Origin of the sequence: Mucilaginibacter sp. OK098, assembly GCF_900142915.1 — a bacterium.
Taxonomy (GTDB): Bacteria; Bacteroidota; Bacteroidia; order Sphingobacteriales; family Sphingobacteriaceae; genus Mucilaginibacter.
The window spans coordinates 658,475-683,261 of record NZ_FRCM01000002.1 but is presented as its reverse complement, the minus strand read 5'-3'; the positions used below and the strand labels follow the sequence as shown (position 1 = coordinate 683,261).

The following is a 24,787-nucleotide window of genomic DNA, read 5'->3' as shown; positions in this document are numbered from 1 at the left end:
GATGTCTTAAATTTTTACAGTGTAACATTAAGTCCGGCAGTAAAAACGCGCAACGGCGGTGTAGCACCAATTGTCAGGTTTTCAGGATCAAGACCCTTATACTTTATGTTTGAAATTGTAAGCAGGTTTTGTCCGCGTAAAAAAACACTGAGGTTATTGAGTCCAAGTTTTTTTGCAACGAGGGATGGAAACCTATATGTAAAGTTTAAGTTGTTTAAACGCGCATAGGTTACTTTGGTATAGGCGCCTGAGCTTTGATCAAACGTACCTTGCTCAAATAAATTTACCAGCCCATTTTGGCTCACCTTTGGTACATTGGTAATGTCGCCCGGTTTTTGCCAGCGGTTTAAGGCCTCTACACCCGTATTTATATTAAAGTAACCTGGCAAAAAGCTTTGCGACCCACGGAAGTTTTGACCCATGCGGCTCTTGAAGTCAAAGAAAACATCAAGGCTGAAGTTTTTATATTGGAAAGTGTTCCCAAAGCCACCATAATATTTCGGAGCAAGGTCAACAAAAGCAGTTTTATCCAGTATCTGGTCTAATTTTGCAGGGCTAAATATAGGCCAGTATTCGGCAGTTACGCCATTCCTGTTTGTGAAATTATAATTGCCTGTTTGTGGGTTTACTCCCGCATAATTGTAAAGTTTAACACCTGTAACCGGTTTGCCAATAATATAATTTGAATTTAACGCAAGCAGGTTTAAGCCAGGGTATGAAATAAGCTTGCTATGCGGAATGCTGATATTAAAATTAGTAGACCAGGTAAAGTTTTTCGATTTAACATTTACTGTAGTTAATGAAAGTTCAAAACCAGTAGTTTGAATTAATGCCGGCGAGTTTATTGTATAAACAGAGAAACCCGTAATTGTTGGCAGTGCCTGCCCAATAAGCTGGTTGGTTGTTCGGGTTCTGTAATAATCGCCGGTAAAAGTTATCCTGTCATGTAAAAAATTCAGATCCAGGCCAATGCCAAGCTCCTTTTTTAATTCCCAATGCAGTTCCGGGTTTGATAAAGTGGTAGGGGTAACGGCGCTATTGCCCTGATATGCCGTTGTGTTTGAGTAATATGACAGAAAATTGTAATTACCTATGTTATCACCACCAACGGTACCGTAGCTTGCTCTTATTTTACCAAAATCAAGGAATTTCAGATTTTTAAATAAAGATTCCTGCGAAAAGATCCAGCCTGCACCAATTGATCCAAATGTACCGAAGCGCTTACCCGGTCCAAATTTGGTTGACCCGTCATACCTGGTATTCAAGTTCAGGATATACTTTTGGTCCCATATGTAATTTAGATGCCCGAAAAAACCTATATACCGTATTGGCGTTTGTGAATACGATGCCAGTACAGGGTTACCACCTGCGGCCGGATCATAAATTAATGCGTCGGAAGCGTAATTTGATCCCCTGATAATTGATGAATAGCTTAGTACATCCTGCGTTGTTCCACCTACTCTTACATCAAGTTCACCCTTACTGCCCAGGTGGGTTTGGTAATCGGCGTTGGCATCAAAATCCCAGGTACGGGTTGAGTAATTATTGATGATACTATAAGTATACGGAGCAAGGTTACCCAGGTCCGGAGAAAAAACAGTTGACGGGCTTGCATTAAACTCCTTGCCGGTAAGCAGGTTGTAACCACCTGTAGCATTAATAGATAATCCCTTAACAGGTTTATAGCTCAACGCAACAGTGCTTAGCAGGTTATTAGTTACAATTTTTGAAAGCGAATAAATTGCCGATGCAGGGTTGCTGCCTGTTTCCCAGTTCAAACTTCCGTCGGGCAAAAATAACGATGGGGCATTTGGCGCTGTAAAAAGGCCTGAACCGCCGTATGACAATGGCCCTGTACCATTATTAAAATCGAACGGGATAAGTGTATTAACATCTGATGAAAATGTGGTTTTAACATCAATATTAAATTTCTTATTATTTGATGTACTGTTAAGGTCAATAGTAAGACCACCATTTTTCACATCGCCACCATGCTTTTGAATGGAGTTTTGTGAGCTAAAATCGCCGCTTATCCGGTAGTTGGTATTATTGCTGCCACCTGAATAAGATAGGTTGGCATTTGTAGTTGCCGCTGAACCTCCGGTTAGTTCATTAACCAGGTTGGTATAACGGTTTGTTGGCCAGGTGCCATTCAAATCAAGATCATTTACTCCGGGAGTTGCATTGTCATTTTTAAAAGCCTCGCGGCGAATCATTAAATATTGGTCTGTGTTAAGCAGATCCGGAGAGGTACCCCTGAGTGTAACACCGCTATACACATTTAAATTAACCTGCGGTGGGCCTGCAATGCCTTTTTTGGTTTTTATTAATATTACACCATAAGCGCCACGTGAGCCATATATGGAAGTAGCATCCGCATCTTTTAAAACCGTAACGCTTTCAATTTCATTACTGTTTAAATAATTTAATGCGTTACCGCCTCTTAACGGGCCAAGATTTGCACCATTTACACTGCCCTGGAATATAAGCGGGAGGTTTTGACCAGCCGGGTAAGCAACACCATCCACTATATATAAAGGGGCAGGTTGCGCTACGGTGCCGCCACTAATGCTACTACCTGCGCGCACGGCAACGCCAAATGAACCACCAGGCAAGCCGGTGTTTTGCTGTATAAACACCCCCGGAACATGGCCTTGCAAAGCTTGTAACACGTTGGGAACCGGATTTTTTTCAATTTCCTGCGAACTTATTTGTACAATGCTGCCTGTACTTAAACGCCTGGTGGTACTGCCATAAGCAAGTACCTGTACCTGGTCAAGTGTATTTGTGGCTGCTTTTAATGTAATGGATAAAGGATTTTTTAGCCCCTTAACTTTCAGCTCCAGGCTTTCATAACCAACGTACGAAAACTGTAAAATATCATCGTCGTTGATTACAAGGATGGAAAACTCTCCTTTTTCGTTAGTATAGGTTTGCCCAACCTGTGCGCCTTTTACTTTTATGGTAACGCCGGGCAATGGCTTTTTATCTTCATTAAGTACCCTGCCTACAAATAGCATGGGGCCATTTTCTTTTACCGGTGCATTTGCTTTGCGGCGTATCACAATGCTTTTATCAACAATTAAATAATCAAGCGGCCTGTCTTTTAGGAATTTATCGAGCACCTCGGTTATGGTGGCATCGGTAATATCCACATTTATTGTTTGCAGGTCTTTAAGTATTCCTGATTTATATAGAAATGAATAGCCGGTTTGTTTTTTTAGTTCTTTAAATAATTTATCAATGGTAATATCGTGCGCATTAATATTTACGCGTTGCCCGTAGGTAGCAGCGCTTACATACATAAAACCTATTAAAATTATTAAAGTGGTTAGCTTCATAACCAGGAGTAATTTTTTAAGCCCCTTATATTTATAGCGAGGCAGACAAAAAGTAGAATTTTGCATACTTTTGTATGGTTTTGGGTTAGTGAAAAACTTGTTAGCTTAATTAGTTTGATTCGGTTTACCCATACTGCTTGCCGGACTGTGTTGCAACCACTTTCCGGTTTTTTTATGGATCACCGTTAACCCGGCAACCTTGCAGCCGGGTAATTGAGAGGGAGTAAAAGTTTAGTTTACGATAATTTTTCTCCCTTCTATTTTAAAGTTAATACCACTGAATTTTAATAATTTTAAAGCTTTTGAAGCTGTAAGATTCCTCGAAAAAGTTCCCGAAAGCCGGTCGCCGGGTATTTTACCGGCATATTCAATATCCACATCATACCAGCGCCCTATCTGGCGCATAACAGTCTGGATATCGGTATCACTAAAATTAAATTCCTCATTTTTCCAGGCCAGCACCTGCTCGGCATCCGCGTTGTCTATTATTTTTATAGGGGTATTATCTTCGCTGTTGATGACAGCTTGCTGCCCGGGTTTTAGCATGGTGATATGCTTAGCGGTGGTAACCTTTACACTGCCTTCAATTAAAGTGGTTTTTATTGCGGGTTCATCGATGTAGGTATTCACATTAAAATGCGTGCCCAGTACTTCAACCTTTTGCCCGTTACTAATTACTCTGAAAGGCATTGCCGCATTATGTACCACCTCAAAATAAGCTTCACCGGTAATTTCAACCTCCCGGCTTTTGCCTGCAAATGTGGTCGGATATTTTATTGACGAGGCAGCATTAAGCCATACATTGGTGCCATCGGCCAGTTTTAAATGGTATTGGCCGCCACGTGGGGTGGCCATGGTATTATAAGTAATTTCCCCCGTAACATTTGCTGGCTGGCTATCATATACTAATTCGCCATCAGCACTTTTGGTGACGGCTATATTTCCCTGCATTGCCAGCCGGCCATTTTTAGCGCCCGTTAATACAATTTGTTTGCCGTTTGCCAGGGTTAGGATAGCCTTATTGCCGCCGGGGGCAATATCATGAATATTGTTAGCTGCCATTTGGAGTTTCACCTGCGACTTGTGTAAAATATAATAGCCGCCAATAGCTACAAACAATAATATAGATGCAGCAGCCAAAAAACGCGGCCATATATTTATAGGCTTTATAATTGATTTTTGCTCGCCTATATGTTTTAACAAATTTTCCCTTACCCGTTTATCTGCCGCTTCAATTCTGTCATGCGTTGGCAAATTGTGGCTGTCTTTTAAATCTTTAATAAACCATTGTTCAACCAATACCCGCTCTTCAGGACTTATATCATCCCTAAGATATTTACTGATCAAATCTTTTGCATCGCGTTTTTTCATCTGTAGCTACCGTGCCTTAACCTGCCCGGTCTGCTACATGTAGGTTAACCCGGTAAATAGTCCCGGTTAAAAAGTAAAAAAATGTTGATTTGTTAATGATTAAGTAAAAGGAAGATAAATGTAAGCAAGCCCAATTTAACCCTAAGGGTTTTTAATGCCATGCTTAACTGGTTTTTAACCGTTTTTTCGGAGATGTCAAGGCGCTCAGCAATTTCCTTATTGTCAAGGTTTTCTTTACGGCTCAATAAAAATATCTCCCGCATTTTTGCAGGCAGGTTATTTATCTCCTTATCAATAATGGCGGTAAGTTCTTTTTCAATTATATAGTTATCGGTTTGGTATTCTCCCTTATCTATAAATAATTGAAAGGCCTGTACATAATCCGACCTTACCTTTTGTTTATCAACCAGGTCGAAAAATCGATATCGTAGTGCGGTGTACAGGTAGGATGATAATGATGATTTGAAAGAAATTGTTTGTCTTTTATCCCACAAATAAATAAAAATTTCCTGTACAAGGTCCTCTGCCAGGTCTTCATCCTTTACGGTTTTACAAGCAAAAATGTATAATAACCCACTATAGCGATCGTAAATTTCAGTAAATGCAGACTGGCTTCCCGACTTTAATAAGTCGGTTAATTCCAGGTCAGTAAATGAATTGTGGGCATTCATCTGCATTTAAACTAACACGAATATAGAGATAATTTAACACAGATGCGTTTAACATGAATGCGTTGCCTGTGTTGGGTGAAATTGAGGATAATATTTGAAGTTAAAAAAGCTAAATTGCCATATAAGTAAGATGGTGTTAAAATAGATTTGTAGATTCCGTTTTATAACTATGCAAAACCAGAAAATATTTCCCCGCCTTTTTGTTGCTTCCTTTTTAATGATTGTTTGGATGTATTGCCCGCAATCGGCAAATGCCCAGCTAAGCAACCTAAGGAAAGGGTTCATCAATCCGCCGGCGAGCGCAAAGCCGGGCGTTTACTGGTACTTTATGGATGGCAACATGACTGCCCGGTCTATCACAAAAGACCTGGAAGCCATGAAAAAGGCTGGGATCGGCAACCTGATCTTCCTGGAAGTAAATGTGGGCATCCCGCGTGGTAAGGTTGATTTTTTGAGTGATGAATGGCAGGAACTGTTTAAACATGCCGTAAAGGAAGCAGAACGCCTTGGTATTGAAATAACTTTAGGCATAGGCCCCGGTTGGACAGGCAGCGGCGGTCCATGGGTGCCTGCAAGCCAATCTATGCAGCATTTGGTATCAAGTACCGTAAATGTAACCGGTGGTGATAAAGGAAAAATAACTCTTCCTAAGCCTGCACCAATGAAACCCTATTTTGGCGAAGGCGCATTTACGCCCGAACTAAAAAAGCAATGGGATGATTTTTATGAAGATGTAGCCGTGTTGGCCTATCCAACACCTTCTGTCAGCAAAAAAATAGATGATATAAATGAAAAAGCGCTGTATTACCGGGCTCCCTATTCATCGGTAAAAGGAGTGAAGCAGTTTCTGCCTTCGCTGCCGGCATATGATCAATTACCACTGGAGGCTATCATCCCCCCAAATAAAATAATTGACCTTACCGGTAAACTGCAGCGTGATGGAACGTTGAACTGGATAGTGCCGCCCGGCAACTGGACGATTGTAAGATTTGGCAGCCGTAATAACGGCGCTATAACACGCCCGGCCCCGGTGCCTGGCCTGGGTTTTGAAAGCGATAAATTTGATACTATTGCCCTGAATGCTCACCTGGATAACTATGTGGGTAAGCTTTTAAGAAAAACAGGTAAACCAAATGCTAAGCTGGCAGGTGGTTTGAAACGCCTGCACATGGATAGCTGGGAAATGGGCTCGCAAAATTGGACGACGCATTTCAGGACTGAATTTATAAAGCGTAGGGGGTATGATCCCTTGCCGTTTTACCCTGTTTATGCCGGTAATATTATTGAAAGCCTTGAAATAAGCGAGCGCTTTTTGTGGGACCTGCGCCAAACATCGCAGGAACTGGTGCTGGAATACCATGCGGCTGCGGTAAAAAAATACGGGCATAAAAATAATCTCGGCCTTTCTATTGAGCCTTATGATATGAACCCGACTGCCGATTTGGAATTGGGTAACATTGCTGATGTGCCAATGGCTGAGTTTTGGAGCAAAGGATATGGCTTTAACTCGTCATTCAGTTGTTTTGAGGCAACATCAATAGCGCATGTAAACGGAAAATCATTAGTGCCGGCCGAGGCTTTTACCGCACAGGATAATGAAGGGTGGAAACAATACCCCGGGGCAATGAAAAACCAGGGTGACTGGGCCTTTGCCAACGGTATAAACCGTTTTGTGTTCCACACGTTTCAAAACCAGGTACTGGCAGATTCACTGCGGCCGGGCATGACAATGGGCCCTTATGGTGTGCATTGGGATAGGAACCAAACCTGGTGGCCCATGGTTGGCACATATCATCAATATGTTTCCCGTTGTTCTTATCTTTTGCAACAAGGCAATACTGTTGCCGATGTTTTGTATTTAACTCCCGAAGGTTCGCCGCATGTATTCAGACCGCCATTTTCGGCCATAGAAGGGGATGTGGTTATCCCGGATAGAAAGGGATATAATTTTGACGGTTGTGCACCGGGTCAGCTTTATAAAGCAAGCGTAAAAAATGGCAGGATAATTTTCCCGGGTGGAGCAAGCTACAGGATAATGGTATTGCCCGATGTGAAAACTATGACGCCTGCATTGCTGGAAAAGATTGGCGAGTTGATAAAAGCAGGTGCAGTTGTGGTAGGCGCACCACCTGTAAAATCTCCGGGCCTATCCGGTTACCCGGCATGTGATGAAAAGATCAATGAACTGGCCAACATAATTTGGAGCAAAGGTCAGCAACCCCAAAAACAAACAGTACATGCCTACGGAAAAGGCAAAGTAATTTGGGGCGGGGAGTTTGACAAAAAGATAGATAACCTTTACCCGGAATATGAGCTTACGGCTGAATTATTAAAATCAATGAATGTTAAACCTGATTTTGAAACCGATGGGCAAATAAGATATACTCACCGCGCATCCGCCGATTGGGATCTGTATTTTGTAGCTAACCGTACCGGGGAACAAATTAAAGCTCAAACTATATTCAGAAGCGTTAAAGGCGCCCCCCAGCTTTGGGACCCTATAACAGATGAGATCAGGGCTTTGCCGGAGTATAAAGTAAATGGTTCGCAAACAACTATCCCTATGCAGTTTGATGCTTACCAAAGTTTTTTTGTTGTTTTTGCAAAGGGAAACATCGCCAGATCATCAATCAACAAAAACTTTACTTCATATAAAGTGATCGGTACATTAAATGGCCTCTGGGAAGTTTCCTTTGATCCTAAATGGGGAGGCCCGGCAAATGTCATCTTTAATAAATTACAGGATTGGACCACCAGGCCCGAAGACGGGATAAAATATTATTCGGGAACTGCGGTATACAAAAAAGTTTTTGATCAGCCTGCTCCTTTCAATCAAAGTAAAACCGGCCGCATCTACCTTGATCTTGGCGAAATAAATAACCTTGCCCGCATAAAGCTTAATGGGAAAGATCTGGGTGTGGTGTGGACCGCACCGTGGCGGGTAGACATTACCACAGCCGTATTAAACAAAGGGAATAAGCTGGAAATTGAAGTGGTAAACCTTTGGCCAAACAGGCTGATTGGCGATTCAAAATTCCCGGATGACGGCGTGAAGGACGAACGCTGGCCTGAATGGCTGCTTAACGGGCAACCCCGAAACAGCAAACGGCTGACCTTCGCAACGCACAATTTTTATGATGAAAAATCGCCGCTGTTAAAGTCGGGATTGGTTGGGCCGGTAACCATTCAGCTTAGCGGACGTTAACCAATATGAATAACGAAAAAAATTCGTCAACCTAAACAATACAATGGAAAAGATAGCTTTTAAAATGAAACTTAAGCCGGGCTTTAAGGACGAATACAAAAAGCGGCATGATGAGATCTGGCCTGAGTTAGCAAAACTGCTAAAAGAAAATGGCGTAAGTGATTACAGCATTTTTTTTGACGAAGAAACCGATATTTTATTTGCGGTACAAAAACTAAGCAGCGAAGGCTTATCACAAAATTTGGGTAGTGAAGCTATTATGAAAAAATGGTGGGATCATATGGCCGATATTATGGATGTAAACCCGGATAATTCGCCGGTGGTTGTAAATCTTGAAAAGGTTTTTCATTTAGAATAGGGAATTATAAATATACGTACTTGTAGAGACGCGATGCATCGCGTCTAACTGCGGAAAGGTTGCCAGCACGTTTCACAAACCAGGCAAATAATTCTAATCATGATGGCTACCTTAATGGTTTTAGACGCGATGCATCGCGTCTAACTGCGGAAAGGTTGCCAACACGTTTCACAAACCAGGCAAATAATTCTAATCATGATGGCTACCTTAATGGTTTTAGACGCGATGCATCGCGTCTCTACAAATCAACTCTAAATAATAAATCAAGCTTTTGTATTTTTCTATTTGTCACCCAGTAACAAAATAAAAAATCAAACAAAAATGCCCAAAAAATCGCTGGAAGATATGGCTGAGATTGCGCTGGCTGCACTGAAACAATACAGGTAATTACTAAAATATACTGACCCCTACTGTCCACCCGATCCATCGGCTATAATGCGGGTTATTGGTTAGGTGATGATTGGGCAGGTTGGCAACAAATTGATATCCGTTAACCGGGTTCTTTTGATCGGTGTAGTAAAGGTTTAAGGACGGGCCTGCCATAATGCTGAACGACCGGCTGAGTTTAATATTTAATGTTCCATCCAACCTGTAAAGCAGGTTCAGGTACCTGCCGTTACCCTGGTATAAATATCTTGCGGTAGCTTCAGTATTAAAGGCGAGGAATTTAAAGACGGAGATCTCGTTTCCATAGCCTAAACCATAAGCATACAGTTTGTTCTTTGTAGAAAGGTTTGCGCCCGCAAGCAAAATGTTATATAACCACGGCGTACCTGTTTTGTATAGCAGGGTAGCATTGGTTGTTTCGTTACTGGTTAGCACTAGTTTGTGATAGCCATGCTGCACAAGGTTAATAAGGCCAATACTTATACCCGATGAGGTATCAGACGCGTTGACGAGGCCTATCTGTAACCCTCTTAAGTTTTGCGCGTAATTAAATAAACCGCCGAGTTGAACCCCGCTGAATTTTTTTTGTGCGATATTCATTTCGCCAAACTGGATGCCTGATGCATTGCCACCTGCAATATTAAGAGCCGCAACTTGTACGCCATCTAATTTATTTGCTTCATTAAATCCTAATGCCAATTGAATGCCTTTAACATTACCTTGTACAGTGTTAAATCCCCCTGCCAGTTGAAAGGCACGTACATTGGTTAGCACCTGGTTAAAAGCGCCGGCTATCTGAATGCCTTCTACGGTGCCGCCAACCGTATTGAACAAAACGCCTAACTGAAAGGATCTGACATCGCCTTTATCAAGGTTAAATATGCCTATCTCAGTACCGTCAACACCTGCGTTATAGCCACCTATAAGGTTAAGTGAAACGGCGTTAACTACCTGCCCGCTTAATGATCCGTGTGTACCCAGCCCCGGTACAAGCGAGGCCTGGAAAGGCGCCTGGGTGATGAGGCCGCCAAGATTTAGCGATTGTATTTTTTGTTTGGATGAAACAAGAAAGCGGCCCACACCCGATTTTTCAAGCCGGGAAGGATCGCCGGGCAGGTAACTAAAATTCTTATCGTTCCCGGCTTTATTGTCAATTACTTTTATATCTGATAAAAAGGTGATGGATGTATCTTTATAATTCTCCTTACTTACAGTTATGGTTACTGGCTGATTTTCGTTTTTAACCCTGATCTCAAAATGTCCCCCGGCATCAGTAAGTGCCGATTCTAATGTGCGCCTGCAATACACACTGGCATTCTCCAGTTTTTGGCCATTGCGCTCATTAGCTATATACCCGCTAATAGTGCAATACTGATCTTCATTTAAAAACTTATCGGTAACCATTGCCAGTTGTGAAGGTGCATAACGCAGTATCACAAAGTTTTCTGCTTCGCGGTATTCAAACCGGTTTTTCAGCAGCTGATCAAGCGCCTCCTTAACAGTTTGATTGGCTACATGGATATTTACCAGGCTATCTTTAGGGATCAGGTTGCTGTTGTAAGAGAAGTTGAATTTGCCTCGCTCTTCCATTAACTGTAACACACTGCCAAGCCGCTGGCTGTTTACATTCATGCTAATATTACGGTTCAAAACTGGTTGTGCATAGCATGGTGCTAATGCAATGGTTAGCAATAAAAAAAGCCACCCCTTAAGCTGAACAATAAGTTTAGACTGCATTACGGCTATTTTAAAAGGATCAGGTTCCCTTTGCTTTCAATTTTTATTTTGAAAGTTTCGGCAATAACATTTAATACCTGTTGTAAAGTTTGGCCCTTAAATGTTGTTGTAATTGGCAAATTATGCAGTTGTTTGCCGGCAATTTGTATGTGACTGCCGTAAACCTGGTTAAGCTTGTCAACCAGTTCGTACAAAGGCGTACGGTCGCAAATAAGGGCTTTGGTTATATAGTAATTATATAAGCTGCCCCTGGTTTCCTGCACCGTAAGGTTACTTAGCCCCTCATCAGCAATTACTTTTTGGCCCGGGTGCAATAGCACCTGTTTGCCATGCGAATTAACCTTTACTATGCCTGTTTCAACTGTCACTTCTGTTTTGCCTTTAACGTTCTTTACATTAAATGACGTTCCAACAACGGTAACCGTTACAGCATTTATTTTTATAATGAAAGGTTTTGTTTTATCGGGAGTTATTTTGAAAAAGCCTTCGCCATTAAGTTCCACCAATCTTTGGCCACCACTAAAATGATTTGGATAGCTAAGCTGTGAGTTACTGTTTAGCGTAACCGAAGAGCCATCCGGTAACCCTTTTGTTAGCGCTACCGTGCTGCTATTGCTAATAAGCTCTGTGCCGAAAAATTGATCGAATGCAAAATAGCCGATAACGCTTATCAGCAATATGGATGCTGCAATTTTTAACCAGGTAAATTTTGATGCGGACTTTATTGGCTGAATTTGCTGATCATTGTTTATGCTGATCCGATTTTGCAGACGCAGCCACGCCCCGTCTTCATCAGGGTTGCTGTTTGCAGCAATGCGTTCGCTTTCCTGCCAGATCAGTTTAAAATCGGCATAGTATTTCCGGTTGGCGTCATTTTCATTTATCCATTGCTCCGTTTCGCGGTTTTCTGCTGCATTGGTTTCCCCCAATAGGTATTTTACCAGCGCATCATCAGTTATATGTTCTTTATCTGCACTCATTTATATAACCGTATTATCATATATAAAACAATGGGTAAAAATTCTGCCAGCTTTAAGCGCAATACTTTTAACGCCTTGCCCATTTGGTTTTCAACCGTTTTTACCGACAGGTTAAGCTGCGCGGCTATTTGCTTGTATTTTAAATTCTCGAACCTGCTAAGTTGAAAGATGGTACGGCATTGCAGCGGAAGCTCACTCAGCGCTTTTTGAATATGTACATCAAGTTCGGCGATCATTATTTTTTCTGAAGCTTCATTACCACCTTGTTCTTCACTATTGCTATAATGCATCTGGAATACTGCCCGTGTTTTTTGGTGTTTCAAATAATTCAAACTTTCGTTATGAACAGAACGGTACAGGTAAGCTTTTAATGAACCATCCGGACTAAGCTGATCACGTTTCTCCCAAATGCGGCAAAAAACATTTTGAACAATCTCTTCCGCCTGTTCATCATCTTTCATAAACGTATAAGCATAAGCGTGCAGGCTTTTAAAATACTCCCTGAATATTTTTTCAAACGCCTGCCCATTTCCTTCCTTAATTAAATTAATAACAGTGCTTTCGCTGTTTTCCACTTTAAAAGGTTGATTGTACCTTTCAAAGATAATGGCTTTACGCTAAACACCAATTTTTTCAACCAGGCGCCCTTAAGGGCGATTATCAGCTTGCATTGCCCCTCCAGGACGCCTGGTTGGTTATTCTAAATTCTTAAACAATATGTCATGCTGAATTTATTTCAGCACCCCACTTGCTAAGTGTACACCATGCATGCGGGAGTGTCCCGTGGGGTGCCGATCCGACCAGTTGGCGGACGGCATGACGTGTGTGGGATTTCCTCACAACTTCACCACCGGTTTTAACTTACTTTTAATAATCATATCTTTAATAAAGCCCGGCAAAATGGTGTTCAGCACAACCATCAGCTTGTTAACACCGCCGGGGATAATTTCCTTTTTGCCCAAAAACATACCATGGATGGCTTCATAAGCAACCCTGTCGGGCTCGGTAATGGTAGCTTTTGCAATACCCTTTAGCATGTGGTTAAGTACCAGCAATTCCGGCTTGGTATTTATTCCGCCCGGACTAAGCAGGCTGATGCTGATATTTGAGCGTTCCATTTCCAGCTGCAGGCATCGTGTAAAGTAGCTGATGAATGATTTGGTTGCGCCATATACCTGTTTTTTAGGTACAACAAACCTGCCCGCAAGGCTGCCCACATTTAACAGGTAAGCAGTACGCTCTTCATCAAGTTGTGCTAAAAACAGGTGGGTAAGCAATACAGGGGCAATTACATTCAGCTCTATCTGCTTTTTATAGAATCCTATGTTTTTATCCTCAAACCACGACCAATTCCCTAATCCGGCATTATTAATTAAAATATGTGCAGTTAGCTCTTCACTTTTTAACAAGGCGAATAATGAAGTGCAGCTTTCTGCAAGCGTCAGATCAGCCTCAAATATGGTTACCTTAACTTCAAAGTTTTTACGGATAAAACAAGCCAGTTCTGATAAACCACTTGCCGGCAATGATACCAGCACAAGGTCTATCTGGCGCGAGGCCAGCTCAAGCGCTAATGATTTACCAAGGCCCTCGCTTGCCCCGGTTACTATGGCGGTTAGCGGCATCATAAGTTTTTAATATGATTAATGGTTTTAGCCATGCCTTCCTCAAAAGGAGTGATGCTGTAATTGAGCTGGGTAATCGCCTTCTGACTGCTATATTTCTGATCCTTTTTTAAACGCTCGGCAAATTCAGGTAAAAATACGGGCGGCAAACCAGTAAGGGTGGTCTTCAGCAATTCGAACCGGCTATAAGCTTCTATCACCCTTTGCGGCAGCTTAACCATGCCATATGTTTTGCCGGTGATGCTTTGCAGTGTGCTGAAAAATGTATTAAAACTGATATCCTCTCCACCTAAAATATACCTGTTACCCGGTGTCCCCTGTTCCATGGCCGCTATGTGCCCTTTTATCACATCATCCAAATAAGCATAGTTCGAGATCTGCGTGCCTTTACCGGGAATGATGCGCCATTTACCTTTTAAATAACCGCTTATCATTTTACCAACGGTATTGCTGTCGGTAATTGGTCCTTCACCATAAACCCTCGAAGGGTTAACCGTTACCACATTTAGTCCTTTAGCCGAATAAATGCGGGTTTCAATTTCTGCCAGGTACTTGGTGCGCTCGTAGTCAATGGCAAAGCCATCAATCCGCGGGTCATTTTCATTCATAGGGTGCTTTATGGTTGGTCCCCATACGCCGCAGGTTGAAGTGTACACCACTTTGTTTACGCCTGATTCACCCGCCAGTTCCAGCACATTGCGGGTGCCTACTACGTTGATATTGTAATAATCATTTTTATCACGGCACCACATTTTAGCCAGTGCTGCAGTATGATACACCTGCCCGCACCTGTTCATTGCTTTTGCTAAACTTTCCCTGTCGAGGATATCGCCTTTTACCGGAGTAATGTTTTTATGAGAGATGAGGTAGGGGTGGGCCGTATTGCGGCACAACGCCACTACATTATAACCCTGTTCGGCAAGGTGAAGGCATAAATTGCGGCCTATAAAACCTGTGGCTCCTGTTACTAATACTTTCATGGTTATACAAGCTGAATTTGAATGGTATATAATGAATGGTGAATATCAACCTTGCTGCAAATACCATTCGTGTAGGTGTAAAAATTGTAATTGCCGTCGGGCAGGTTAATGCGGTAAGTATGACTTTCTACCTGTTTTACCTGTACAAACTGCTGGAAATTATCTGAGTAGATCTGCGACAGGCCAACCGGCTCCTGTAAATACATCATAGTAAGGTTATTGCTGATCTGTTTTTGGTTGATAGAGCTGATTTTGCCATCATCGGTTAACTGGTAACTGTCGCCATTTGCCTTGGTAAGCTTATCTGCCTTTTGTTTACCGTTGACCTTACGCGACACGTGTGAACAAAGCAGCTTTCCGTTGCGGTAATGCGAATCTTCCTGGATGTTTACCTGGATGCTGAATACAAAACGCATTTTAACATCTGATGCGATCTTTAAAAAGGTATCGTCGCCATCCTTAACCTGCTCTAATTTCATATGCCCAACGGTATTGCCGCTGTGCAGCACATTATAATTAAGCGTTTGTTCCTGTGCAAAAGCCAGCGAGCTAATTGCCAAAAACAAAATAGTTACGGATAACTTTTTAACCGGCACCATTACCCGGCTAAATGTGATATTATGTTTATTTAAAAACGGCCTCCCGTATTTTTTAAAGAGCCATATAGTTAATGCAGGTATCATATTGTTGTGTTTAAGGGTTATTGTTTCTGTTTTATACTGATAATACATTTGATTTAAATTTTACCCCTATACCGGGTTGTGTTTTTTTATTACACTGCAAATCAAGCCGGATAATTACCCCGATTTTTAATTATTCGACAAGGCATAAAATTTCCACCACGAAAACTCGTGTGATACTTTAGTAGGGCAAAAAGTGCATTTGGTCGGAAGCGCGTTTCGTACATTTAGCAATAGTACCGCGCAGGAAGGGTCGCGTCTTCTCAATTCATGAATTGAGAAGAGATTATTCGTAGCTTTAGATGAGGCGAAGTGCAAGTTTGGGCTGCAAGCGTTCCACTTTTGTACGCGGAACACCCGGAACGCTGTGAAACATGCTGATTATCAACAATTTAGTTATTTATTAAGTATTAAACATGTGTAAGTTACTGATAATCATAATGTTACATCTGAATTTATGTCGAACTCACGTTAAGTTAATGACATTGGGCTTCAGCTTGCACTAGCGTATCAGACTTTCAGGGGCAGGGGAAAATCCGGAAAAACAAAAAAGCCCTGAAAGGGCTAAATACCTCAGGGCAGGGCATCGCCCTGTACTGAATTTTGGATAGATTAGTTTATTCGCTCCAGGGTGAGCACAAGATACAATCGCAGAAATTTTTGCGCTGAAAGTTGGGGATCATAAAGGCACAAACGTCGGCCTTAATATTGCCAAAGGTGGTTTCTGTTTTATGCTCAAAGCCGCTAAAAAATGTGGGTATTATCTTCTTCTTAAAATCATTACGCGGAAAAGCGCTGATGATCTCTATCCTGTTTTCCTCGCTCAGGTTTTCATATCCTTCTCCCATTACATCAAGGCCAACGCCTGAGTACATCAGGGCAACCTCGGGCTCCTTATGTTCGGCTATACCGATGGTGGTATGCAGGGCAATGGTATCCCATACCAGCTGGAGCGATTCTTTTGGCAAGCCATGGCTTTTAAGAAAATCGCGGGCGGCATTTGCGCCATCTACCTCAAAGCGAAGATCGGGACTGCTGTATTTTTTGGTTAAACCAAGGTCGTGAAACACAGAACTTACATAAAGCAATTCGGCATCATACTGCAAATTGTTGCGTTTACCATTAAGCGATGCAAAAAGAAAAACCCTTAGAGAATGGTTATAAATGAATTCTGTTCCGTGTGTTAATAAAAGCTCTGTGGCCTGCGTGGCAATGGCGCTATCGGGAATATTGATCCCTGCTACTGTTTTTAATTTATTTACTGACATATTTGTTGATTTTGTATCAACAAAGGTAGCGGAGCTAAATAGCCTGCGGAATGTTAAAAACCGCTAATCACCTGCCAATATTTACAAAATGATCGCGGTAATCATTTGGAGAGATTTGCGTGTTTTTCTTAAAAAAATGACTGAACTGATCAGGTGCGGAGAAGTTAAGCTGAAAAGCTATTTCCTTAACCGGCTTTGAAGAGAACTGCAGGGAACGTTTGGCTTCGGCAATTAGTTGCCCGTTAATAATATCTTTCGCTCCTTTACCGCTGCAGCGTTTGCAAAGGTCAGAAAGCTTTCTTGCAGAGATCCCCAGCTGATTGGCAAAGTCTGCAACCTCATGCGTAGTTTGGTACTGGTTACTCACCAGCTCTAAAAATTGGCGGTACAGCTGGTTTTCAAAGTTATCATACCCGTTAATTAAAGATGCGTTTACATTAGCAATCTTTATCATAATTATCTTTAAATAGGCAGCCAGTGCATCTAATTTATTGATATAATCGGTCCCAATGTATTCTGTATAAAGCACCCGGAATAAGGTGTCCAGCTCTGAAAAGCTTTCCGCATTTATACGCAGGTGTTGGTTTGCAGCGGCATTGTTGAACAGCACTGCTTTGCAATTACTGGCACTTGCCGGTGTTTTCTCCCAAAAGCAATCGCCAAAACAAAGCTCATAGCCAGAAATAGTAGTATACTGATCAAAAGCATATACCTGCCCTTTCGCCAGCAAAAATGTTTCGTTACCGATAACGGGATAAGTTTCATTGTCCACGCGGATAGCACCGCTTCCGGTATTTATTAAAAAGATACGGTTATAAGTAAGCCGGCACAACGGCTGAAGGTCAAACTGCTGGTTGTTGTAACGGATAATTGAAAAAGAATCTTTTATTTCTTTATCAAACAGCGTATTTAAAAAACCTTCTGCCATTTTAATGTGTTAAGCGTTTACAAAATAACTCATTTTTAAACCGGCATCCTAAAAAGCGTTATTTGATAACTGAAATCTCACCTTTTTTCTAACTAAAATTATTGACGTATATTTATTGCTGAGTGATAAAATCTGAAATTCAGCAGATAACCCCTGATCGTGCCTGGAAACAAACGGATCATTCATTACAATTACCGCGCTACTATGAAAAAAAGCCTTACCCTATTATTGATATTCTTACTTTTTTATGCAGGGGCTTATGCCCAGCAGGTAAAGAACGACAGCATCCGCATAGCTGTTGAACCTGAATATAACCAGGTTGGCAAAGCGCATCGTTTTTGGTTTGGTGACAACTACCGCGCTTTGTGGGCCGCACCTGTTAAAGTGCGTGTATTCAGGCTGGAGGATGAAAAGGGAGGTTTAAAGATCTTACAAAAGGGCGGCGGCTTACAAACCATGTCGCTCAGGTTACAGGATTCAACCGGGCAGCAATGGGTGCTGCGAACTATCCAGAAATACCCGGAGCGAGGTTTACCGCCAAGACTGCGCCCAACAGTAGCTAAGGATATTTTACAGGACCAGGTATCGGCAGCGCATCCTTTTGCTGCGCTAACTGTGCCGCCATTGGCTCAGGCATTAGGTATTCCGCATTCAAACCCGCAGATAGTTTATGTAAAAGATGATCCAGCATTGGGCAAGTATGCTAAAGACTTTGCCAATAAGGTTTTTTTGTTTGAGGAACGCGAGCCTTTGGACGCAGAGAAAACAGACAATACCGAAAAAGTACAGCGCAAGCTGAAGGATGATAACGATAACCACGTTGATGAAAAGACAGTGCTGAAAGCGCGCCTGCTGGATCTGCTGCTTGGCGACTGGGACCGGCATGAAGACCAGTGGCGCTGGGAAAAGATTGATGAAAAGAAAGGTAGTTTATATGAACCTGTACCCCGCGACCGCGACCAGGTTTTTTACAGAACATCGGGTGTTTTTCCGTGGATAGTATCGCACCAATGGCTTAAATCAAAATTCCAGGGGTATAGTGATGAAATCAGGGATATTGAAGGCTGGAACTTTAACGCACGTTATTTTGACCGTTATTTTTTAAACCAGCTGAGTGAAGACGACTGGCGCGAGCAAATTACCTACGTTCAAAAAACACTGACCGATAACCTGATCACTGCTGCGGTTAAATTAATGCCCGATACTATTTTTAAGCTTTCGGGTAATGCGATCATCACAAAAATGAAAGCCCGGCGTAACAACCTGATGAAACAGGCACTGGAGTATTACCGTTTTTTATCCATTTATGTAGAGATCCCGGCATCAGACAAACGTGATAGTTTCAGCATTAATGAGCAAAGCGGCGGCAACCTTGAAGTAACGGTTAAAAAAATAAGTAAAAGTGGTGATATTGATAAAACTACCTATCACCGCATATTTAAACCTGACGTTACAAAAGAAATAAGGCTTTACGGTTTTGATGGCAATGATGTATTTTCAGTAACCGGGGATACCCCCTCACCCATAAAAGTACGGATGATAGGCGGTGCAGGGGTTGATAGTTTTTATGTAGATAAAAAGCTGAATAACCGCAGCAAGCTTTATATATATGACCGGTCCGACTCTACCAATATTATTCCTCCATCATCTGATGCAAGGATCCGCACCAGTAAGGATACCGGGGTAAATAATTACAACAAAACCAGCTTTAAATACGACCGGTTTGAACCAATTATACTGGCTAATTATAATACAGATATCGGCATTTTGCTGATCGGTGGTTTTTCGTATGAAAAGCATGGTTTTAGGGGTGAGCCGTACTCATTCAGGGAGGAATTTTTAACCAATTATTCGCTTTCGCGTAAGTCGCTTTTGTTTACTTACGTTGCCGATTTTAAAAATGCTATTGGTAATAATGATATCCGCATTAATGCATTATCAAGAGGGCCGAATAATGTAAGCAACTTTTTTGGGATAGGTAACGGAACTCCGTTTGTAAACGAGGGGGATAAGAAAATTACTTACTACCGTAACAGGTACGATCTGGTTACTACTGATGTTTCACTGTATCACAGGTATGGTAATTGGGTGCTTAACGCCGGAATAGGCGGGCAATTTTATAACAGCCAGGCTGGTAACAATACCAGCCGGTTCCTGAACGATTATAATGCAACCCACCCTGATGAAAATGTGTTTTCTACAAAATGGTCTGTTGGCTTAGTGGGTGGTGCAACTTATGATACCCGTAATAAAGGCACCATAACCACCAGCGGCGTTTACTGGAACACAACGGTAAACTCCATGAAAGCGCTGAATGGGTCGCATAATGCCTACACACAGGTGCTATCAGAGTTTAGTTTTTATCTTAATCCCGATAGAGATTCTGTACTTATCATAGCCGACCGCACAGGCGGAGGCACTTACTTTGGCAATGCCGATTATTTTCAGCAAATCAAACTCGGCGGACCGCAAACACTGCGCGGTTACCACACCTGGCGTTTTACCGGCCGCACCATGCTTTACAATAACCTTGAACTACGGTTAAAAGTATTGGATTTTACCTCGTACCTGTTACCCGGCAGTGTCGGGATAATCGGGTTTAATGATATTGGCAGAGTATGGTCGGCAACAGATAGTTCCAATGCCTGGCATGATGGTTATGGTGGCGGTATTTATGTTATCCCGGCTCAGCTGGTACTGATCCAGGCAGCCGTTGGTTTTTCAAAGGAGGGCTCATTGCCGTACATATCTGTTGGGTTTAGGTTTTAGGAGCCCTTCTTGTCATTGCGAGGTACGAAGCAATCGCACGCTTACAGAGCGAGTAGAAAGATGTAGAACTTGCCTGGCGGATATGCATACGTGCGGTTGCCGCGCTGCGCTCGCAATGACATAAGTAGTAAATTGCATTAGTTGCTTACTCCGCCTCCCTTATCATCCCCAAAAAACCATCCCTGTAAGTTTCACCAATAGGTATAGATTGATCACCAATATAAACGGTATTACCATCAACCATCCGGATCTTATCAACAGAAATAATGTATGACTTATGAACCCGGTAAAACGGTGGCTTGGGTAAGGTTGTTTCTAAATCGCGCAGGGATTGATAGGTTACTATCCTTTGTGCGGAGGTAAACACGGAAACATAGTTCTTCAGACCTTCAATGTAAAGAATGTCGTTATAATCAACCTTTAAAAATTTATTCTTGCTTTCGCCTTTAATAAACATATAATCCGTTTGGTTATTTACGGCTATAGTGGTGTTAACTACAGGTGCCGGAATAGCTACCTGTTCTTTAACTAGATTTATTAAATTAAAAGCTTTTTGCGCGGCCTTTAAAAAACGATCAAATGCAATGGGTTTCAACAAATAATCTACCACATCGTGCTCAAAACCATCGAGTGCATACTCAGGGTAAGCTGTTGTTAAAATCACCTTACACTTGCCGCCATAAAGTTTTAGAAATTGGATCCCGGTTAAATCAGGCATTTGAATATCCAGGAAGATGAGATCAATTTCACCGCCTTGTACCCGGGTTAAAGCCTCAATGGCGCTTGTTGTGGTGCCGAGCAGCGTAAGGTAAGGCACCTTGCTGATGTAATCGGCAATTATTTTGGTAGCATAAGCTTCGTCATCAACAGCAAGACAGCGGATCATATTTTAAAGGTAAAATTAAATGTAACAAATTGTTCGCCTCACCCCAAACCCCTCTCCAAAGGAGAGGATTTAGGTGAGGCAACTTTAGGCATTATTCAATATAATATTCAACGTGGTTTTATAAGTCTCTCCGTTATCAGCAATCAATAATTCATGCCTGCCGGGATAGATCAATTCCAGTCTTCGCCTGATGTTTGCCAAACCTATTCCGCTTGAATTATCTTTTTGGTTGTGGTTGATCTTATTGCTTACGGTCAGTGTTAGTCTATCTTTAATTACGCTGATCTTAATTTTTACAGGCCTTGTGGCATCATTAACAACCCCATGTTTAAAAGCATTTTCAACAAATGGAATTAAAATAAGTGAGGCAATGTTTTTATTACCGATATCTCCTTCCACTTTAAAATCAACAAAAAAGCTATCTTCAAAACGCAGGCGGTAGATCTCGATATAATTTTCCAGGTAATCAACTTCTTTTTGCAGGTTCAGCATGCCGTCAACGCTATCGGTAAGCATATAGCGCATTAATTGCGAAAGTTTGATAATGGCATCAGCCAGCTTATCAGATACCGGGTAAGCCAGCGAATAGATATAATTAAGTGTGTTATATAAAAAATGAGGATTGATCTGTGTTTTAAGAAACAGTAGTTCGGCCTGTGTTTTTTCGCGGCTCAATTGCTCGGCTTCACGTTCCCTTTTAAAGGTATCAACAAGCGCCCATGCTAAAAAGCTGAATAGGATGGGTTGCAGCGCCCGCCACCAATTATCGCCAATATAATAAAGCACAGTGGTATCAGCTGTATAATTGCCATGGCCAATCAGCCACACATAAAAAACTTCCTCAATTAAGCATCGTGAGCCAACAAACAAAGCATCGGCAATGAGCAGTCCGGCTATTAAAAGGGGTATGGTTTTACGCTTTAAAAACCTGGGGTAAACAATAAAAAAGCAAAAGGTAAACTCAACAAAGCTTGCCGCCATGTTTGACCATACATAGGGCTGCGGGCCCAATTTATCAACCCAATTATTAATGCAGATATACAGCACATACAATGCCCAGCCCAGCAAGTAATAAATATATAATTGGCTTTTTTTCATAATTCAAATATATACTGCCCGCACTCATCATGCAGCTATTTTATCCCAACAGCTCCTTTTCTTATATCAACGCTTTAAAAATATGCTTTTTGCTGATAATAGCGGGTTGGGATAATAATTAACAGGGTTGGGATCATAAAATAGAACAGGTTGCCGATCCCGGACATCTTTGCGTCATTATAAAAACATAACGAGATGAAAACATTAAGTAAATTGATCTGCATTTTAATACTGGCAATCGCCTTAACTCCTGGTATCTCAGCGGCCCAGAACATCAACCTAAAAAATGATAGTGCTCATCTGTTGCTCGATACTGTGCTTAGCTTTACCAAACACAACTCCCTTTACCGCAACAAAGTGGATTGGAAAAAAGTGGAAGACAGCGTTAGGCTAACCGCTGCAAATGCAGTAACTGTAAAGGACGTTATCCCATCTGTTAAGCTGCTTTATAAATTATTGGGCGATCATCATGGCTTTATAACCTATAACAATAAATCATATGGCTGGCGGGGGAACGATAAACCTGTTGATCCAGCAACCCACCAGGTATTATTAAAGAAAATAAAAACGGAATACACGCTAATGCCTCGGATACTTGAAAAAGGGTTTGGTTATCTGCTGGTGCCTGATAATAACCCTACCCACCCGGGTGATGTTAATAAAATTGCCCGGCAAATTCAGGATTCCTTAATTAAGCTGGAGCCACAAAAGTTAAAGGGTTTGATCATTGATCTGCGCTTAAATCCCGGTGGTGATATGTGGGCCATGATAGGCGGGCTAATAACTTTGTTTGAACCTGACAAACTGGGCGCTTTTGTTTTTCCGGTAAGCAATACAGAAGAAGCATGGGGCGTAAAGAATAATATGGTTTATGACGGGATAGATACAGCTTACATCCAAAAGCAGCCTGCTAAAAGCTTATATAATTTAAAAGTTGTGGTGTTGATAGGCCCCTATACCCGCAGCTCGGGCGAGGCAACTGTCATCTCATTTAAAGGCCGCAAAAACACTTTGTTTATTGGCGAGAATTCCGGCGGGTATACCACTTCAAACAACTCATTTCAATTTACAAACGAGATTGGCTTTTTCCTGGCAACCTCCGTAGAGGCAGACCGGAACGGCCATGTTTACCCGGATAATATACAGCCAGACCTGGAAGTTCTTGGCGGCGATAATTTTGATGACTTGAAGAAGGACGAGAAAATTATTACAGGATTAAAATGGTTAAAGGAAAAGATTAATAAATAAACGTCATCCTGAACTTGTTTCATGACCCCATACGCTAAGTGACCAGCATGTCGACGACTTGTCCTGTGGGGTGCCGATTCGACCAATTGGCGGACGGCATGTCGACGGGAAATAATTAACCAACCAAAAATAAAAGACAATGAAAACTACATATAAATTATTCTGCTTTGCTATTGCAGCCATATTCACAATCGATCAATCTGCCCATGCCCAAACCATCAACACTGAAGCCGTTACCAAATACTGGGAACTTACCGATTCGTTAAAGCATAATAAACCAATTACCGATGCACAGTGGGGACGTTTTATAAATATTGAAGGCAATAAAACCTATGCTTTATCTGAGTTTGATTCGGTTAGGCTGATCCGCTATCGTAAAGCGATAGAGATAGCTTATCTGCCGACAAATGATTCCATGCTGCAAGCCAGGCTGACGGCAAAAGACTGGTATTGTATTTTGGCAAAACGCTATAAAGATGAGGAAGTACAGCTTAAAGCATACCTGGCAAATATCACCGAAAAGCCGGATTACTTTAACCAAGCCTATCAATATGTTTATGAATACCTGCCGAAAAGATCGCAGCACCGGTTAAAAGATATTAAGCTGTATTACAATTGTTTATCAAACGATGCGATCTCGTACCCAAATGGCCTGTTTTTCAGCCTGCTTTCGGTTATTGATAATTCAAAAACAAAAACCGGCACTTTAGAAGCGCATGAGCTTCACCACCGCTTAAGAGAAGAAACAGACATCAGTAAAAACCAGGATCCAAAAGATGCAGGCTTGCTCTGGGCAATTCATAATATCCCGAACGAGGGTATTGCCGATATGATTGATAAAACCTGGGAAAAGCCGGAGGACATTAAAGAATGGCTAATTGACCCGGCACCTGCCACCATTAAAAGTTTAGATTCATGCATAATGGTGCTGGCTTTAAACAAGGATAATATTCAAACAGAAAGGTATTACCGGAACCTTTTGAAAAGAACAACCGGACATATGCCGGGCTTTTACATGGCGCAGATAATAGTTAAAAATGGCTATAAACAACAAATGGTTGATAGATCGGATGATCCGTTTGTATTTTTTTATCTATATAACAAGGCCGCTGAAAAGGATGCTGCTCATCCGCCGATATTTTCTGCTAAAAGTATTGCGTATTTGGGGTTGTTGGAGAGGAGATGTAAGAAATAAATGCTATATTATATCGATAAAGAACCCTCAACTGTGTTAAAAAATGAAGCCTCATAATAA

At 41.8% G+C, this 24,787-nt stretch carries 18 protein-coding genes; 5 read left to right on the top strand and 13 right to left on the bottom strand.

The window, feature by feature from the left end; all coding sequences use genetic code 11:
* Positions 1–14: 14 nt before the first annotated feature.
* The 3 genes from BUE31_RS10025 to BUE31_RS10015 all read right to left on the bottom strand — a co-directional run bounded on the left by BUE31_RS10025 (position 15) and on the right by BUE31_RS10015 (position 5,383).
* Positions 15–3,341 carry a SusC/RagA family TonB-linked outer membrane protein gene (locus tag BUE31_RS10025; RefSeq protein ID WP_159440655.1) on the bottom strand — a complete coding sequence of 1,109 codons (3,327 nt, stop codon included), beginning with the start codon at positions 3,339–3,341 and terminating at the stop codon, positions 15–17.
* A 231-nt stretch (positions 3,342–3,572) separates the two neighbouring features.
* The gene (locus BUE31_RS10020; RefSeq protein ID WP_073402914.1) at positions 3,573–4,712 is read right to left on the bottom strand and encodes a FecR family protein; all 1,140 of its coding nucleotides are present in this window, start codon (positions 4,710–4,712) and stop codon (positions 3,573–3,575) included.
* Positions 4,713–4,804: 92 nt separating this feature from the next.
* Positions 4,805–5,383 (bottom strand): RNA polymerase sigma-70 factor, encoded by a 579-nt coding sequence (locus BUE31_RS10015; protein WP_073402912.1) that lies wholly within the window; start codon positions 5,381–5,383, stop codon positions 4,805–4,807.
* A gap of 169 nt (positions 5,384–5,552) precedes the next feature.
* Between BUE31_RS10015 and BUE31_RS10010 the strand changes: the two genes are divergently transcribed.
* Both BUE31_RS10010 and rhaM read left to right on the top strand, forming a co-directional pair.
* Positions 5,553–8,588, top strand: a complete 3,036-nt coding sequence (locus BUE31_RS10010) for a glycosyl hydrolase (RefSeq protein WP_073402910.1) — start codon at positions 5,553–5,555, stop codon at positions 8,586–8,588.
* A gap of 43 nt (positions 8,589–8,631) precedes the next feature.
* Positions 8,632–8,946, top strand: a complete 315-nt coding sequence (gene rhaM / locus BUE31_RS10005; protein ID WP_073402908.1) for an L-rhamnose mutarotase — start codon at positions 8,632–8,634, stop codon at positions 8,944–8,946.
* Positions 8,947–9,336: 390 nt separating this feature from the next.
* Here the strand turns inward: rhaM and BUE31_RS10000 are convergent, their stop codons facing one another.
* The 8 genes from BUE31_RS10000 to BUE31_RS09965 form a co-directional block, all read right to left on the bottom strand.
* On the bottom strand, positions 9,337–11,070 hold the full coding sequence (locus BUE31_RS10000; RefSeq protein WP_073402906.1) for an STN and carboxypeptidase regulatory-like domain-containing protein: 1,734 nt from the start codon (positions 11,068–11,070) through the stop codon (positions 9,337–9,339).
* Between the two features lie 5 nt (positions 11,071–11,075).
* Positions 11,076–12,050, bottom strand: a complete 975-nt coding sequence (locus tag BUE31_RS09995; protein ID WP_073402904.1) for a FecR family protein — start codon at positions 12,048–12,050, stop codon at positions 11,076–11,078.
* Positions 12,047–12,625, bottom strand: coding sequence for an RNA polymerase sigma-70 factor (locus BUE31_RS09990; protein ID WP_073402902.1), 579 nt, complete (start codon positions 12,623–12,625; stop codon positions 12,047–12,049). Before BUE31_RS09990 ends, BUE31_RS09995 begins: the two co-directional genes overlap by 4 nt.
* A gap of 261 nt (positions 12,626–12,886) precedes the next feature.
* Entirely contained in the window at positions 12,887–13,678 is a 792-nt protein-coding gene (locus BUE31_RS09985; protein WP_073402900.1) for an SDR family NAD(P)-dependent oxidoreductase, read from the bottom strand.
* Complete coding sequence (locus BUE31_RS09980; RefSeq protein WP_073402898.1) at positions 13,675–14,655, bottom strand: SDR family NAD(P)-dependent oxidoreductase; 981 nt, start codon at positions 14,653–14,655, stop codon at positions 13,675–13,677. The genes BUE31_RS09985 and BUE31_RS09980 overlap by 4 nt, the downstream gene beginning before the upstream one ends.
* A gap of 2 nt (positions 14,656–14,657) precedes the next feature.
* Positions 14,658–15,338 (bottom strand): DUF6134 family protein, encoded by a 681-nt coding sequence (locus BUE31_RS09975; RefSeq protein WP_143167078.1) that lies wholly within the window; start codon positions 15,336–15,338, stop codon positions 14,658–14,660.
* Positions 15,339–15,952: 614 nt separating this feature from the next.
* Positions 15,953–16,603, bottom strand: coding sequence for an HD domain-containing protein (locus tag BUE31_RS09970; protein ID WP_073402894.1), 651 nt, complete (start codon positions 16,601–16,603; stop codon positions 15,953–15,955).
* A 67-nt stretch (positions 16,604–16,670) separates the two neighbouring features.
* Positions 16,671–17,531, bottom strand: a complete 861-nt coding sequence (locus tag BUE31_RS09965; protein WP_073402892.1) for a helix-turn-helix domain-containing protein — start codon at positions 17,529–17,531, stop codon at positions 16,671–16,673.
* Positions 17,532–17,735: 204 nt separating this feature from the next.
* Between BUE31_RS09965 and BUE31_RS09960 the strand changes: the two genes are divergently transcribed.
* Positions 17,736–20,300, top strand: coding sequence for a BamA/TamA family outer membrane protein (locus BUE31_RS09960; RefSeq protein ID WP_073402890.1), 2,565 nt, complete (start codon positions 17,736–17,738; stop codon positions 20,298–20,300).
* 145 nt (positions 20,301–20,445) lie between these two features.
* On the opposite strand, the gene BUE31_RS09955 is transcribed toward BUE31_RS09960, so the two are convergent.
* Positions 20,446–21,186, bottom strand: a complete 741-nt coding sequence (locus BUE31_RS09955; protein ID WP_073402888.1) for a LytR/AlgR family response regulator transcription factor — start codon at positions 21,184–21,186, stop codon at positions 20,446–20,448.
* Positions 21,187–21,270: 84 nt separating this feature from the next.
* Complete coding sequence (locus BUE31_RS09950; RefSeq protein ID WP_073402886.1) at positions 21,271–22,284, bottom strand: sensor histidine kinase; 1,014 nt, start codon at positions 22,282–22,284, stop codon at positions 21,271–21,273.
* A gap of 195 nt (positions 22,285–22,479) precedes the next feature.
* Here BUE31_RS09950 and BUE31_RS09945 point away from each other — a divergent pair, with 195 nt between their 5' ends.
* Together BUE31_RS09945 and BUE31_RS09940 are read left to right on the top strand one after the other, a co-directional pair.
* Positions 22,480–23,532: a S41 family peptidase gene (locus BUE31_RS09945; RefSeq protein ID WP_073402884.1), complete on the top strand. Its 1,053-nt coding sequence runs from the start codon at positions 22,480–22,482 to the stop codon at positions 23,530–23,532.
* Between the two features lie 139 nt (positions 23,533–23,671).
* Entirely contained in the window at positions 23,672–24,727 is a 1,056-nt protein-coding gene (locus BUE31_RS09940) for a DUF5700 domain-containing putative Zn-dependent protease (protein ID WP_073402882.1), read from the top strand.
* Positions 24,728–24,787: the final 60 nt, after the last annotated feature.

Coding starts and splice junctions, on each gene's coding strand:
- BUE31_RS10025 (WP_159440655.1), bottom strand. CDS start 3,341: ATGAAGCTAACCACTTTAATAATTTTAATAGGTTTTATGTATGTAAGC.
- BUE31_RS10020 (WP_073402914.1), bottom strand. CDS start 4,712: ATGAAAAAACGCGATGCAAAAGATTTGATCAGTAAATATCTTAGGGAT.
- BUE31_RS10015 (WP_073402912.1), bottom strand. CDS start 5,383: ATGAATGCCCACAATTCATTTACTGACCTGGAATTAACCGACTTATTA.
- BUE31_RS10010 (WP_073402910.1), top strand. CDS start 5,553: ATGCAAAACCAGAAAATATTTCCCCGCCTTTTTGTTGCTTCCTTTTTA.
- rhaM (WP_073402908.1), top strand. CDS start 8,632: ATGGAAAAGATAGCTTTTAAAATGAAACTTAAGCCGGGCTTTAAGGAC.
- BUE31_RS10000 (WP_073402906.1), bottom strand. CDS start 11,070: ATGCAGTCTAAACTTATTGTTCAGCTTAAGGGGTGGCTTTTTTTATTG.
- BUE31_RS09995 (WP_073402904.1), bottom strand. CDS start 12,050: ATGAGTGCAGATAAAGAACATATAACTGATGATGCGCTGGTAAAATAC.
- BUE31_RS09985 (WP_073402900.1), bottom strand. CDS start 13,678: ATGATGCCGCTAACCGCCATAGTAACCGGGGCAAGCGAGGGCCTTGGT.
- BUE31_RS09980 (WP_073402898.1), bottom strand. CDS start 14,655: ATGAAAGTATTAGTAACAGGAGCCACAGGTTTTATAGGCCGCAATTTA.
- BUE31_RS09975 (WP_143167078.1), bottom strand. CDS start 15,338: ATGATACCTGCATTAACTATATGGCTCTTTAAAAAATACGGGAGGCCG.
- BUE31_RS09970 (WP_073402894.1), bottom strand. CDS start 16,603: ATGTCAGTAAATAAATTAAAAACAGTAGCAGGGATCAATATTCCCGAT.
- BUE31_RS09965 (WP_073402892.1), bottom strand. CDS start 17,531: ATGGCAGAAGGTTTTTTAAATACGCTGTTTGATAAAGAAATAAAAGAT.
- BUE31_RS09960 (WP_073402890.1), top strand. CDS start 17,736: ATGAAAAAAAGCCTTACCCTATTATTGATATTCTTACTTTTTTATGCA.
- BUE31_RS09955 (WP_073402888.1), bottom strand. CDS start 21,186: ATGATCCGCTGTCTTGCTGTTGATGACGAAGCTTATGCTACCAAAATA.
- BUE31_RS09950 (WP_073402886.1), bottom strand. CDS start 22,284: ATGAAAAAAAGCCAATTATATATTTATTACTTGCTGGGCTGGGCATTG.
- BUE31_RS09945 (WP_073402884.1), top strand. CDS start 22,480: ATGAAAACATTAAGTAAATTGATCTGCATTTTAATACTGGCAATCGCC.
- BUE31_RS09940 (WP_073402882.1), top strand. CDS start 23,672: ATGAAAACTACATATAAATTATTCTGCTTTGCTATTGCAGCCATATTC.